General features: G+C 38.6%; 13 protein-coding genes. 11 read left to right on the top strand and 2 right to left on the bottom strand.

All coding sequences use genetic code 11. The features are described from left to right. Nucleotides 1-275 precede the first annotated feature (275 nt). The 3 genes from PZE06_RS10650 to PZE06_RS10640 all read left to right on the top strand — a co-directional run bounded on the left by PZE06_RS10650 (nt 276) and on the right by PZE06_RS10640 (nt 3,139). Nucleotides 276-830, top strand: coding sequence for a delta-aminolevulinic acid dehydratase (locus PZE06_RS10650; RefSeq protein ID WP_150915602.1), 555 nt, complete (start codon nt 276-278; stop codon nt 828-830). Between the two features lie 160 nt (nt 831-990). Continuing rightward, complete coding sequence (locus tag PZE06_RS10645; protein WP_150915603.1) at nt 991-1,557, top strand: RNA polymerase sigma factor; 567 nt, start codon at nt 991-993, stop codon at nt 1,555-1,557. Then, a complete protein-coding gene (locus PZE06_RS10640; protein WP_150915664.1) occupies nt 1,535-3,139 on the top strand; it encodes a DUF4179 domain-containing protein in 1,605 nt (534 codons plus the stop codon). Before PZE06_RS10645 ends, PZE06_RS10640 begins: the two co-directional genes overlap by 23 nt. A 40-nt stretch (nt 3,140-3,179) precedes the next feature. On the opposite strand, the gene PZE06_RS10635 is transcribed toward PZE06_RS10640, so the two are convergent. Together PZE06_RS10635 and PZE06_RS10630 are read right to left on the bottom strand one after the other, a co-directional pair. Next, nucleotides 3,180-3,833 carry a FusB/FusC family EF-G-binding protein gene (locus tag PZE06_RS10635; protein ID WP_306421176.1) on the bottom strand — a complete coding sequence of 218 codons (654 nt, stop codon included), beginning with the start codon at nt 3,831-3,833 and terminating at the stop codon, nt 3,180-3,182. A 199-nt stretch (nt 3,834-4,032) separates the two neighbouring features. Next, entirely contained in the window at nt 4,033-4,317 is a 285-nt protein-coding gene (locus tag PZE06_RS10630; RefSeq protein ID WP_150915604.1) for a CD3324 family protein, read from the bottom strand. A 328-nt stretch (nt 4,318-4,645) separates the two neighbouring features. On the opposite strand from PZE06_RS10630, the gene PZE06_RS10625 reads away from it, so the two are divergent. From PZE06_RS10625 to PZE06_RS10590, 8 genes are all read left to right on the top strand, one after another. After that, nucleotides 4,646-5,704: an LLM class flavin-dependent oxidoreductase gene (locus tag PZE06_RS10625; RefSeq protein ID WP_150915605.1), complete on the top strand. Its 1,059-nt coding sequence runs from the start codon at nt 4,646-4,648 to the stop codon at nt 5,702-5,704. An 81-nt stretch (nt 5,705-5,785) separates the two neighbouring features. Next, a complete protein-coding gene (locus PZE06_RS10620; protein ID WP_150915606.1) occupies nt 5,786-6,133 on the top strand; it encodes a PadR family transcriptional regulator in 348 nt (115 codons plus the stop codon). Further along, nucleotides 6,114-6,752, top strand: a complete 639-nt coding sequence (locus PZE06_RS10615) for an HAAS signaling domain-containing protein (RefSeq protein ID WP_150915607.1) — start codon at nt 6,114-6,116, stop codon at nt 6,750-6,752. The genes PZE06_RS10620 and PZE06_RS10615 overlap by 20 nt, the downstream gene beginning before the upstream one ends. 70 nt (nt 6,753-6,822) lie before the next feature. Next, on the top strand, nt 6,823-8,280 hold the full coding sequence (locus PZE06_RS10610) for a DUF4153 domain-containing protein (RefSeq protein WP_150915608.1): 1,458 nt from the start codon (nt 6,823-6,825) through the stop codon (nt 8,278-8,280). Between the two features lie 1,137 nt (nt 8,281-9,417). Next, nucleotides 9,418-11,121, top strand: coding sequence for a glycoside hydrolase family 13 protein (locus PZE06_RS10605; protein ID WP_150915609.1), 1,704 nt, complete (start codon nt 9,418-9,420; stop codon nt 11,119-11,121). A 145-nt stretch (nt 11,122-11,266) separates the two neighbouring features. Beyond that, nucleotides 11,267-12,574 carry an ABC transporter substrate-binding protein gene (locus tag PZE06_RS10600; protein ID WP_150915610.1) on the top strand — a complete coding sequence of 436 codons (1,308 nt, stop codon included), beginning with the start codon at nt 11,267-11,269 and terminating at the stop codon, nt 12,572-12,574. 215 nt (nt 12,575-12,789) lie between these two features. Continuing rightward, nucleotides 12,790-13,650 (top strand): carbohydrate ABC transporter permease, encoded by an 861-nt coding sequence (locus PZE06_RS10595; protein ID WP_095311615.1) that lies wholly within the window; start codon nt 12,790-12,792, stop codon nt 13,648-13,650. Then, nucleotides 13,650-14,465 carry a carbohydrate ABC transporter permease gene (locus PZE06_RS10590; protein ID WP_095311617.1) on the top strand — a complete coding sequence of 272 codons (816 nt, stop codon included), beginning with the start codon at nt 13,650-13,652 and terminating at the stop codon, nt 14,463-14,465. The genes PZE06_RS10595 and PZE06_RS10590 overlap by 1 nt, the downstream gene beginning before the upstream one ends. Nucleotides 14,466-14,486: the final 21 nt, after the last annotated feature.

The following is a 14,486-nucleotide window of genomic DNA, read 5'->3' as shown; positions in this document are numbered from 1 at the left end:
TTCACTGTTTTTATGAGTGTACATACTCCAACGGTACACAGATTTTTATTACAAAAGTGTTTGCTGCCTATCATGAAATAGGCTCTTTATTCGAGGAGCACAAGAAAACCTCCATCCAAGCATTGCAATTTGTGTGTGCATCTACGTATTTCGACTCCTATTCTTCTCTATAGTATACAAATGCTGGTGTAAATATGTACAAAAAAACGAGGGGAATGAAGTACAACAAATTTAATGTTAAAATTTAACTAGTGATTATATTAGGGGGAGCTTTTATGAGTATGCCGAGCATAGATGTGACACTAGCTGTCGGTCCTGATAGTGCTCTTGAAGCACAGGCAATACGTTCCGGATTAGAAGTTTTCAATGTGCGTGTAATAACATACTGGATTGGACGTCCAAACGACCTCATTAAATTAATAACGGAGAATGAAAGTGACTATTTGATTCTTTCTTTTCATGGAGTTGAAGGTGAATTAGTGATGCCGGAGCTTGGAGAAATGGTTTATGAGGATAATGAACCAAAAAAGAATTTTGGTGCGACAGAAATTCTCGAATACGGCAGATTAAATAAGCAATTGGTCATCGGGAATGGTTGTACATTAGGAGATCCTGAATTAGCAAATGCATTTTTAAAAATTGGCTGTAGAGCATACATAGGTCCAAAGGATTGTATAGATGGAGATGCTTCATTTTATTTTATTATTCGCTTTTTTTACGAACTATTGTCTAATCAAAGAAGCGAAAAAGAAGCGTACGAGCTAGCGAAATCAACAGATCAGGAAACATGTTTGTATGAATGGTACTCAAGTGAAATTAAGGGTAAATAAGTCGAGAAATCAAAGGAACAGAGACTTGATTTGCATCTCTGTTCTTTTTGTCGTTTCCTATTAAAACCAAAAGGAAAATTTTATTCATGCGAAATTTTTTTCGAGCATCACTCGTTATAACATATGACTATAAACCATGGTTTTTAGTAAGGAGGTCAAAATGGAAGAGGATTTGAATTGGATTAAGGAAGTTCTTGCAGGAAATAAACAAGCATATGCTCATCTTATTCGCAAATATAAAAACCCATTATATGCCACTGTTTTGAGAATGACAAAAAATCCAGCGGACGCGCAGGATTTAGTTCAAGAAGTGTTTATAAAGGTATATCACCGCTTAGATAAATATGAAGAAAAAGGCTCGTTTTCAAGCTGGTTGTATCGCATTGCGATCAACCATTGCATGGATGAATTTCGGAAAAAGAGCCATCAAATGAAGTCTTCCGAGGTGAAGGAAGATGATGTAGTAAACGGGAATCATCCGGAGATCGTCTATCTTCAAAAAGAAAAGAATAGACAATTGGAGCGTTTAGTGGGGACTTTACCAGAAGATGAAAGGATGATTATTCTGCTTAGGTATGTGAATGAGCTAAGCTATCAAGAGATAAGTGAATTGCTTGACATCCCCCTTTCTACGGTGAGAAATAAGCTGTTTCGTGCTAAGAAAAAAATGAGAGAAACGGTGAAACAAGAAGGAGGTTATTTCGATGAACTGTCCAGTAATAGATAGGTTATCCCAGTATGTTGATAACCTGCTTGAAGAAGAGGAAATGAAAGAGATAGAGGTTCATGTAGAAAAGTGTAGGGACTGTGCCACAATTGTGGCGGCACTTGAACAAGAATCGTTATTTTTAGAAGAGACATTAAAGAATCCAACGTTACCAGATAATTTTGAAGCGCTTGTTCTCGGTCATCTTGAGCCGTATGAACAAGGGCAAAAGCAAAAGCGAGGAAGATTGTGGAAGCGTTGTTTAATCGCTGCTGCTACCATTTTTCTAGCTTTTGGAGTTACAACTAAATTGCACCCTAGCTTTGCAGAATGGGTAGGGGGATTATTTTCAACTGAACAGGTTGATGAAGGTTTAAGAATGGCTTCTAATGCTGGCTTTGCGAAAAGAGTTAACGCTGAGGTAACGGATCAAGGATTGACTTTTAAAGTGGAAGACGTTGTGGCGGATGCTTCTCGGATTGCATTATCTTACCAAGTATTGGACGAAGATGGTGAGATTCATGCTCCTGATTTTACAGAGTATGAAATATATGGATTAGATAAAGACGGCAATCGACTTGAAGTTCAAAATGTCAGCTGGGGCTATTCTGAAGAGGAATATGGAATTATGGACTTTACCTTACGGGATACGGACCTGGAACAGTTCACATTAAAGCTTCAAGTCACCGATTTGAGTGGAATAAAAGGAAATTGGGAATTAGAAATCCCGATTGATTTAAGGGAAAGTCTCAAGTTTACGGAAAAGTTAGCGCTCCATGACTTCGCAACAAGCAGTGACGGAGTTGAGTTGAAATTGAAGGAGGTTCGTTTGGCCCCATCTACTAATGAAATTGTGTATGAAACATCCTTTACAGATGATGAAAGGAATCGTGTAGAAACGGAAGTTCAAAAGCTTGAGAGCCGATTTGGGAAAGAGATCGCTCATATGTTTACGAATTTTGGAACGGCTATTCAATATCACCTTGAGGATCAAAATTCAAATCCGGTCTACTATCAGAACTCATTCTTAGATGGCCAAGGGCATCCTAATAGTGTCGGTTTAATACAAGGAATAGGGGAAAATTTATCTCCATTTGGAGCGGTTGCCTGGAATGAATACTTTGTCCCGAAAAAAAGCGATCAAGAGTTGACTTTTGTGCTGGATGGTGTGATAAAAACAGTTCCTGCTGACTTTTCGATTACTGTCAAGCCAAAGGAGCAAAAACAAAACCCGCTTTCATTTGAATATGAAGGCAATCATATAGTACTTAAAAAAGTAAAAATGGAGAATGAGTATTCATTACAGAAATCAATTATCCCGCTAAAAAAAGAAAAGATGTTAAAAATCGAAATGGAGGGTGGAAGAGAAGCGACTGCCACCGAACTTGGACAATGGGTGCTGGTCGATCAAGACGGGAAAGCTTATCAAACCTATGGTGGTAGTGGGGTTAGTGATGAAAAGGATGATAACGGCAGGTACAAAACAACGATTGAACTCACTATCTATAATTTAAAGGAAGTTCCAGAGGAGTTTACTCTCCATTTGATCTCCGTGACACGTTTCCATAAACTGGATGAAAAATGGAAGGTGCCGTTATACTAGTTGAGCGAAAAAGGAGCCTGATTTATTCAAGCTCCTTTTTTCATATGCCCAACGATTCCTTTAAAAAAGTTTCAAGATAATCGACGTTGGTAATTTTTTCGTTACATTTTTGACTATCAGTGCAAATGAGATTTCCAATTGCCTTATAATAATCAGGATTTTTGGTTTTCTTTGACTTGGTGATCGTGGAAAAATAGGCAACCTCACCATGGCTATTACAAATGGAACAAATATTGTTTTTTTCGGTTGCCGACATTTTACATTCAATCCCAACGAGCTTTCCATCAAGCTCATAAACAAGATATTTTTTGTTGGTACGAAGATCGTTCCAGCCTAAATAAGTGAGCCTATTTCTGGCTATATCGGTTAAATCGGGAAGCTTTAGCTTTTTGCTTTTCGGAAACATTTTTTTAAGCTGTTGTTCTGTAATAAGAGGAAAGTCTATTACATATGCTGAAAGTTGCTGGAGATATTGTTCATATTGCTCTTCTGTTTTTAGTTTAGAAAGGTCGAGCAGAGCGATTTGTTCCGCAGATGCATGTGGAAACAACTCCAAGGCTTTAGCACTGGCCAAATCAATAGTTGCATTTAGAACAGTTGGAGGTACATGCTTTTTAATACTGTCTTTAATTAGGGCAACTTGTTTTTTAATAAAATTAAATTGTTCATTTTTTATAAATTTCTCAATCATCATGTCTCTCTCCTATATTGAAAATAATCTTTTTCAAAGGTTAAACCGTATGAATCCTTAATTTCACACGTATGCTGAAAATAGGTCAAAATCAACACTAGCATCTAACAAAACCTATTTTAAAGAAGAAGACTGTCTTTTAAAATGGAGAGAATGAATGAGAATTATTTTTTACCTAAAAGAACACGGATGAATCCATATTTCATCCGTGTCGTTTAGTTGTTCTATATGAATAGATAATTTTTTTAATCGTTTCTGTTGAAAGAAAATATTCCTCAGCTAATTGTTCGATGCTGCAGCCATTACGATAGGACTCTTTAATTGCAGCATTGCGACGGTCGAGCATTTTTCTGCTGCCACTTGCCGTCCCCCATTTTTGGTACTCTTGTTCTTGCTTAGGGATATAGAGTGTTTCTCCCTGGATATATTTTTGAATTTCTGAAATTAGCTTTTCAGGTAACACGTTCTTGGCGTTTGTATATTTCAATTTTCGCTCGCTCCTTATTTTGAGTTTGAAATAAGGTGCAAAGCCAAAATATTAGAAAAGCTAGCGCAGCGATAAACTTAAAGGTTTCGCCCCATGCAAAGTATCGCCTTTCCAATAATAGGCTTTGCATGAGTGAAAGAAGAACTAGACAATCTTAAACGATTCTCCATCAGTAGCACCCCCTCTAGATAATAAGTATAACGGAGTTTAGCAAAAATTTGTATTTTTTTTATTGAACTTATGATTTAGAGCGGGACACGCTTATTACTTGCGATAGGATAAAAAAAGTCTCAAAATAAAGATATCTGAACTAAGGAGGATATACATAGTGGAAATAGGAATTAGCACATTTGTTGAAACAACCCCTGATGTCCATACTGGCAAGGTTATTAGTCATGCTGAGCGCTTGCGTGAGGTCGTCGAAGAAATTATTCTCGCTGATCAAGTCGGCCTTGATGTTTTTGGGGTAGGAGAACATCACCGTAAAGACTATGCAGCGTCTTCACCGGCAGTATTGCTGGCTGCGGCGGCACCTCAAACGAAACGGATCCGCCTGACAAGCGCAGTATCAGTACTCTCTTCAGACGATCCGGTTCGCGTTTTTCAAGATTTCGCGATGCTTGACGGGATATCGAATGGGAGAGCGGAAATTATGGCAGGACGAGGCTCTTTTATTGAATCTTTCCCTCTTTTTGGTTATGACCTTAACGATTATCATGAGCTGTTTGAAGAGAAGCTCGAGTTACTTTTAAAAATTAGAGAATCAGAAAAGGTCACATGGAACGGAAAGCATCGCCCGGCTTTAAACAATCTAGGAGTGTATCCTCGTCCGGTTCAAGAACCTTTGCCTGTATGGATCGGGAGCGGTGGCACGCCACAATCGGTTGCCCGTGCTGGTCAACTGGGATTACCCCTTGTTTTAGCTATTATTGGCGGACGTCCACTGCAGTTTGCTCCGTTAGTTCAACTTTATAAACGTTCAGCAGCTCAGTCTGGCCACGATATTTCCAAGCTTGCAGTTGCTTCTCATTCACACGGATTTATAGCAGAAAGCAATGAAGTAGCTTGTGAGAAATTTTTTCCTCCAACGCAGCAAGCAATGAATGTCCTTGGTAGAGAACGCGGTTGGGGTTATTATGATCGCGCTGCTTTTGATGCGGCAAGAAGTTTTGAAGGGGCACTATATGTAGGTGATCCAGATACAGTGGCGCAAAAAATCATTCATCTTCGCAAAAATGTTGGAATTACACGCTTTATGCTTCATGTGCCAGTCGGAACGATGCCGCATGAGGATGTCATGAAGGCAATTGAACTTTTAGGAACAAAAGTAGCACCGCTTGTTCGGGAAGAAATAGCAAAATGGGAAGCAGATGAAGAAATAAAATAGAAAAAGAAATCCTACACTTTACAAATCGATAGAAAGGGTGTAGGATTTCTATATACCTAATAATTCTAGGTAGGTGATAAAATGTTTAATCGTGAATTGGTTAAAGGCAGTACTTCTCTTTTATTACTGCAACTATTAGCTGATAAAGATATGTATGGGTATGAGATTGTGAAGGAATTGGAGAAACGCAGTGGAAATGAGTTTTCCTTTAAAGAAGGAACGCTCTACCCAGCGCTTCATAAACTTGAGAAGCAAGAATATATTGAATGTTATTGGCGGGAACAGGAAAAGGGCCCAGCACGCAAGTACTATCGAATTACGGAAGCTGGGAGAAAAATGTTGCTTGAGAGGACCCAAGAATGGGATGATTTTGTTTCTGTGATGAACAGGGTGATGGGGAGAAAAAGGCATGGCACAGCTAAAGAGTGAATTTTTAGCAGAATTGGCAAAATATCTTGAACATCATGAAGAAAAAGAAGTGATCTTACAGGAGTACGAAGCCCACCTTGACGAGCTTCTTGCTAATCTCACCCATTTAAAAACGGAAGAAGAAATCCGTGCCGAAGTGTTTTTGCGGTTTGGCAAGCCTAAAGAAATAGCTGAACTATGGAGAGAAGAGCTGTCTGTTACGCCAAGTAATATGAAATGGCTTTTTCTTACGCTCAATATTTTATTGTTTGGAGGAGGAGCACTCCTCACATTGGCGCATAATTTGTTTGATTGGGACTGGTTAACTATCGTGTGGACACAATTGACTGCCTTTCCAGTTCTTATTGCCTTTATCTATATGTTCTTCTGGGCTTTGCTTGGCTACGAAATTGGCAAAGGATTCGGTCATAAAGGGAGAAAGCTGATGGAGAGAACATTTCTTCTCGCGTTGCTCCCTAATTTAACACTTATGGTGCTTACCGTCTTTCATGTCATTCCACATGAATGGTTTAGCCCGCTGTTAACGAGAACTTTTATCATGCTTTGTGTTGCGTTAACGATCTTGCTCTACCCAGTATGTTTATTGAGCTATAAATGGGGAAAAAAAGCTTCTGTTTAAGAAGAGCTTTTTTTTACCTATATACATAGAAATTCTATATATATAGATTAACGATATGGAGTGAAGAAGAATGGAATCAATGATGAAAAAGGTGGATTGGCTTTTTTTAATCATCTGTTTAGCAGTGGGAGTGGTGGCAGAAGAAGCTTTTTTTAGAGAGCAAATCGGAATATCATATTTACTGTTTATAGTGATTTTTTATGCAGTATTTTACTGGAGATTTCGTACTGTTGCTTTGACCCATCAACGTTTCGGATATTTTGTTTTAATTGCGATTTGGTTGTTGGCAGCAAGCTTTTATTTGTATGATGTGATCTTCTTTCATTTGCTAAATATTGTTCTCATACCTGCGTTGGTAATTTTTCACCTTGTCTTGATTACATCTCCGAAAAAGTTAGACTGGACGAACTTGATGTTTATGGTTTATATAGGCAAACGTCTTATCAATGGGCTTCGCTATCATCTTCAATTTGCCAACTATTTGGCTACATATTTTAAAAGGGGAAGTAAGAGCGCAAGTCATGAAATAGGAAAGAAAATATTCATCGGGGTCATCATCGCTGTTCCAGTATTATTTATTGTTCTCAATTTGCTTATTTCAGCAGATGCTTATTTTGCACAGATGATGAATTTACTGCCTCAATTGCTTAATTTTAGAGCGGATTATCTTGTTCGCTTTCTAATTATTTGTATTTTTGGTTTTGGAATCTTTGGTTTTTTGCAGGCTCTGATCGTAAAGAATCTACAGGCAGAGCAAAAAGAAAGGCTGGTTCAGACAGTTTCATTTGATGGGATCATCACCATAACCGTGCTCGCTCTTTTAAACGTCGTTTATGTCATTTTTATTATCATCCAATTCAAATATTTTTTTAGTGGAACACTTGCTGACGGTTATACTTATGCTGAATATGCCCGTCGTGGCTTTTTTGAATTGCTGTTTGTGACGCTTATCAATTTGAGCGTGACAACTGTTGTCATTACGAATACGAAACAATTGCGAGGCGTCATCGAAAAGCTTGTGAATATTTCTTTATCATTGTTAGTGTTGTGCAGCGGCATTATGCTTGTTTCCGCTTATATGAGATTGATGATGTACGAGGAGGCATATGGATTTACCATCACAAGAGTTCTGGCTCATTCCTTTATGATCTTTTTAATGGTGATCTTTGCTTATACATTTGTGAAAATTTGGCTTAAAAAGCTGTCATTATTTCACTTTTATTTCATTGCAGCACTCGTCTATTATGTTGGCATCAATCTGATTCATATCGATCAAATCATCGTTGCCCAAAACATCGAGCGCTATGAAGCAACTGGAAAAATTGATATCGATTATTTAGGGTATATGTCTGCCACAGGAATTATTGGGTTAATCGAATTATATGAACAGGACCCCGAAATTCCGGGATTAAAAGAATTGCTTGCCCAGAAAAAGGATGAACTTCCATTTATGAAATCTGACTCTTGGCAGTCGAAAAACTATATAAGAGACAAAGCTTATCAAAAACTAGAAAAATTGAATTTATAAAAAACATAGCTCTCAGTTTTTAATGAGGCCACTGAAAAAGTGTTCAGCGGTCTTTTTTGGCAGAATTTCTAGAGCTGCTGTCCTCCGTTCTGTCGGGGTGGAAAGCAAATGGCGTTCATTCCGACAGTTTGTTTCTTATTGGCGCTATGAATCGGATTGAACTCTTGCCGACCTCATTTGTTCCCGTCCGTTAAATTGGGAGCTTATTTGAACTGTTCAAGTTTCGCCCGTTCGGTCCGAATACACCTTTTATTCGGACAAGAACCGTTCAAGTTTCGCCCGTTCGGTCCGAATACACCTTTTATTCGGACAAGAACCGTTCAAGTTTCGCTCGTTCGGTCCGAATACACCTTTTATTCGGACAAGAACCATTCAAGTTTCGCTCGTTCGGTCCGAATACACCTCTTATTCGGACAAGAACCATTCAAGTTTCGCTCGTTCGGTCCGAATACACCTCTTATTCGGACAAGAACCGTTCAAGTTTCGCCCGTTCCGTCCGAATACACCTCTTATTCGGACAAGAACCATTCAAGTTTCGCTCGTTCGGTCCGAATGCACCTCTTATTCGGACAAGAACCGTTCAAGTTTCGCTCGTTCTGTCCGAATACACCTCTTATTCGGACAAGAACCATTCAAGTTTCGCCCGTTCCGTCCGAATACACCTTTTATTCGGACAAGAACCGTTCAAGTTTCGCTCGTTCGGTCCGAATGCACCTTTTATTCGGACAAGAACCGTTCAAGTTTCGCTCGTTCCGTCCGAATACACCTCTTATTCGGACAAGAACCGTTCAAGTTTCGCCCGTTCGGTCCGAATGCACCTCTTATTCGGACAAGAACCGTTCAAGTTTCGCTCGTTCTGTCCGAATACACCTCTTATTCGGACAAGAACCGTTCAAGTTTCGCCCGTTCAGTCCGAATACACATCCCATTGAGACTACTAAAAAAGTCAGTAGAATGGAATAATTCCCGACGGGTATTACTTGAATGAAGCGTTTCCCTAAATATTTTGGAGGTTTGGCAAGAATTTTACATACGTGGAGTTCTTCGCCATTAACGCTTTTAAAAATTGTGCAATCATTTGTGCAAACGATTGCGCAATTGTGAAAGAAGGAGTACAATGGGGTTGAAATGAGGTGAATGGAAGTGGAGAAGACGTTAAATGGAAAAGAACCCTGGTGGAAGCGCAGTGTTGTCTACCAAATATATCCCCGGAGTTTTATGGATTCTAATGGGGATGGAATTGGTGATCTGCAAGGAATTATTTCGAAGTTGGATTATTTACGTAAACTGGGTATTGATGTTATTTGGTTAAGCCCAATCTATGATTCTCCCAATGACGATAATGGCTATGACATTCGTGATTATCGAGCGATTATGAGAGAGTTTGGAACAATGGCTGATTTTGAGCGGTTAATTGAGGAAGCAAAAGACAGAGGAATTCGAATTGTTATGGATCTTGTCGTGAATCATACCTCTGATGAACATTCCTGGTTTGTCGAATCGAGAAAATCAACAAGTTCAAAGTATCGAGATTTTTATATTTGGAAAGAGGGAAAAGACGGTGCTCCACCGAATAATTGGGGTTCTATTTTTTCTGGATCAGCATGGGAAAAGGATGAAAAAACAGGCTCGTATTATTTGCATCTGTTTTCTAAAAAACAGCCTGACTTAAATTGGGAGCATCAGCCTTTAAGAAAAGAGATCTATGAAATGATGACCTTTTGGCTAGATAAGGGCATCGGTGGCTTTCGTATGGATGTGATCAATTTTATTTCAAAGGATGTCCGCTTCCCTGATGGCACTGTGCATCCAGAGCAGGTATTTGCAGATGGAAGTGCCTATTTTATGAACGGCCCCAAAATTCATACTTACTTACGTGAAATGAATGAAACGGTTTTACAAAATTATGATGTTTTAACTGTTGGAGAAATGCCTGGAGCGACACCAGAGGATGCTCAAATTTATACGAATCCTGAGAATCAAGAATTAAATATGGTATTTACGTTTGAACATATGGATTTAGATAGGGGACCCTATGAAAAATGGGATATTCAGTCTCTTCAACTGGTTGATTTGAAAAAAAATCTAGAAAAGTGGCAGCAAGCTCTTCATCATAAAGGTTGGAACAGCCTTTATTGGAATAATCATGACCAACCGCGAGTGGTTTCACGATTTGGTGATGAGCGGGAATATCGTGAACAATCTGCAAAAATGCTTGCCATTTGTCTGCATATGCTGCAAGGAACTCCTTATATATATCAAGGTGAGGAGTTAGGGATGACGAATGTTAAGTTTGCTAGCATTGAAGATTATCAAGATATAGAAACCATTAATATGTATAAGGAAAAACAGGAGCAGGGGATTCCCCATGAAAAGATAATGGAGAGTATTTATGCAAAAGGACGTGATAATGCACGTACCCCAATGCAATGGACCCCGGATGGTGGATTTACGACAGGTACACCATGGCTGCAAATGAATGATAATGTAAACGAGATTAATGCAGAAAGTGCCCTTGCTAATCCTAATTCGATTTTTTATACGTATCAAAAACTAATTAAACTAAGAAAGACTCATGATATTATTACGTATGGAAGCTTTCAACTCCTGTTATCGGAGCATCCTTATCTTTTTGTTTATAAAAGAGTTCTGGAAAACGAAGAATGGTTAGTTGTAGCCAATTTTTCAAAAAGATCGGAGACATTGACATGGTCCGATTGTGATGTGGAGGGAAAGAATGGACAAGTGGTAATAGCAAATTATGATCATCTTGAATTAAATAAAAAAGCGCTTGAAGTAAGACCGTATGAGGCGTTTGTTCTTTCTTTTCAAAGGGAATAAAATAGTCCTTGTCATTTTTAAAAACCTATGTTAGGATGAGTTTACATTAAAGTTGTGCAAACGCTTTCCTAAGCTTTGCATTCTTTTTTGAAGGTTGTGCAAGCGTTTTCGCAAACTTAATATTTTAAAAGTGGAGGGGAAACAAATGAAAGGTAAATGGCGTGCAGGTTTACTTGCAGCAACAATAGGCTTCGCAGGTTTTTTAGCAGGTTGTAATGGAGGTGAAAAACCAGCAACTTCTCCAGAAGGGAAATCTAATGGCGAAGTCGTCACGATTGATGTTTTTCAGTTTAAAGTAGAATTCAAGGATCAGTTTGAACAAGTGGCAAAAGCATATGAGGATGAGCATGAAAATGTCAAAATCAATATCACTACCGTAGGTGGAGGAGAAGACTACGGAGCAGCATTACGCTCCAAGTTTGCTTCAGGCAATGAACCTGCTATCTACAATATTGGTGGGCCCCAAGACGTTGCTGATTGGAAAGATAAATTAGCAGATCTATCTGATACAGAGGCTGCAGGCTTGGCTTTAGATGGTACCCTTGAGGGAGTAACAGTAGAGGGGGAAGTTCTAGGGCTTCCGTTTAACCAAGAAGGTTATGGCTTTATTTACAATAAAAATGTATTTGAAAAAGCGGGCATTGATCCTGCTTCAATTGTTGATTTTTCTTCTTTAGAAGCTGCTGTAAAGGAGTTAGATAGCAAGAAGGAAGAATTAGGCCTTGAGGCAGTATTTGCTCTCCCAGGAAAAGAAAAATGGGTGACTGGTTTACATTTATCCAATACGTTCTTAGCGCCAGAGTTCGAACATAATGTTCTAACCGCGTTTGATGCACCGACAGTTGAGTTTAAATATGGTGATGCATTTAAAAGAATTCTCGATTTGCAAAATGATTATTCTGTACAACCAACTGTAAGTCTTGACTATTCTCAACAAGTTGAGGAACTTTTCTCACTTGAAAGAGTCGCTATTATTCAACAAGGAAACTGGGTGTATGGTTCGATTGCAGGTATTGATGAGGAATTTGCTCAAAATGGAATCGGCATTTTGCCAATACCGGTAGAAGGGTATGAAGGGGATCGCATTCCAGTAGGAATTCCAATGTATTGGGGCGTAAATAGTAATGCAGATGAAGCTGTGATCGAAACGGCAAAAGATTTCTTGAATTGGTTATATACCTCTGAAACCGGTAAGGAGGCAGTTGTAAGCGAATTCAATTTTATTCCTGCATACGAAGGCTATGACTCTGAAAAGATAGCAGATCCGCTTTCAAAGGATGTATATGAATATTCCCAAAAAGGAAAAACGATTGGCTGGACATTCATGGGTTATCCTACTGGATGGGGTGAAAATGAGCTTGGCGTTCAAATTCAAAAGTATTTAAGTGGTGAATCAAGCTGGGAAGATGTTATCGCTACCTCAAAAGCAGCTTGGGAAAAGGGACGTCAATAAATAGTTTTTTTCTTGGAATTAGCCGACATTCCTGACAAAACAAAGTAGCCGATGTGCTACTTTGTTTTGTCAGAGTAAATAGAGTGTTTTATTTTTATAGAGTTTAAATAAGTTGCTATCGGCGTATTGATTATATGAATTTACTAGAATAGGAATATAGATCTTCCTTCAGATACAATGAAGAAAGGCGATTTAAAGTTATGGAAGGTGAGAAAATGCGCATTCGGGAATGGTCCTATTGGTTATTTCTAATGCCCGTGCTAGCTGCACTGGTGTTAGTTGTAATTGCTCCTTTGTTATTAGGCATTTACTACTCTTTTACGGATTGGAATGGAATCCAAGCAACCGGCTTTGTTGGTCTTGCTAACTATAAAGCGATATTTCAAGATGAGCGCTTTCTGAACTCACTCTGGTTCACAGCCAAATTTTCGATTGTATCGATTGTGTTAATTAACGTTATCGGGTTATCTTTAGCCCTTTTAGTAACAGCAAAATTAAAGACGAATAAATTAATGCGTACCATTTTCTTCATGCCCAATTTAATAGGGGGATTGATTCTCGGTTTTATATGGCAGTTTATTTTCACAAAGGCATTTGCTGGCTTTGGAAGCCTTGTTGGGTTAGAAAGTTTAAAGGGATGGTTATCGACACCTAGTACGGGCTTTTGGGGTCTTGTGATTCTAATGAGCTGGCAAATGGCAGGATATATTATGGTCATTTATATTGCTTATTTAGAAGGTATTTCGAAAGAATTAATTGAAGCGGCGGAAATCGACGGGGCTAATGCTTTCCAACGATTCTGGCATGTTATATTCCCGCTTGTCGCACCGGCTTTTACCGTTAGTATGTTCTTAACCCTCTCCAATACATTTAAATTATATGACCAGAACTTATCGTTAACAGGTGGGGGACCATACGATTCAACGCAAATGGTTGCGATGGAAATCTTCAATACAGCTTTCAAACAATATGACATGGCGTATGCCCAGTCAAAAGCAGTCATCTTTTTCATTATCGTAGCGGTCATCGCATTAGTGCAAGTTTATATCAATAAGAAACGCGAGGTGGAAATGTAATGCGTAAAAAGTATTTAATTCCACTTGAAGTGATAGGGATCTTTTTAGCTCTTTTATGGTTAGCGCCTTTTTATTTAATGATTGTCAATTCTCTTAAAACAAAGCGGGAGATTTTTGAGGATACATTAAAACCTCCAAGTCATTTAACCTTTGATAATTACATTGCAGCCTTTAAAGAATTGGACTTTTTAAAAACATTCGGGAACTCCTTATTGATCACGGGAGCGAGCGTGCTCATTATCATCATTTTTTCAGCAATGGCTGCTTACGCACTATCGCGAACAAAGAGTAAAGTAAGTACGATAATTTTCTTCATCTTTGTTGCAGCAATGCTTATTCCATTTCAGTCGGTTATGATTCCGCTTGTAACGATTTTCGGGAAATTTGAAATGCTAAATCGCGGTGGATTAATTTTCATGTATTTGGGCTTTGGAGCTAGTTTATCGATATTTTTGTACCACGGCGCCCTAAATTCCATCCCCAAATCGCTGGATGAAGCTGCTACAATAGATGGTGCGAATAAGTTTCAAATTTTTTGGCATATTATTTTTCCAATTCTTAAGCCGATCACAGTAACAGTGGCAATTCTAAATACAATTTGGATTTGGAATGATTATTTATTGCCTTCGCTTGTTATTAATCAACAGGGGATGGAGACGATTCCATTGAAAATGTTCTTTTTCTTTGGTGAGTATACAAAACAGTGGCATTTAGCGTTAGCTGGTCTCACAATAGCAATCATTCCAGTGATTATTCTTTATTTCTTTGCCCAACGAGAAATTATAAAAGGCGTCTCTGAGGGAGCGGTAAAATAAACATATTAGGGAGGGAATTTC

Source organism: Robertmurraya sp. DFI.2.37 (genome assembly GCF_029211245.1).
In the GTDB taxonomy this organism is placed as follows: domain Bacteria; phylum Bacillota; class Bacilli; order Bacillales; family Cytobacillaceae; genus Robertmurraya; species Robertmurraya methanolica_A.
Note: the sequence above shows the minus strand (reverse complement) of the source record. Positions and strands in the feature narration are given on the sequence as shown.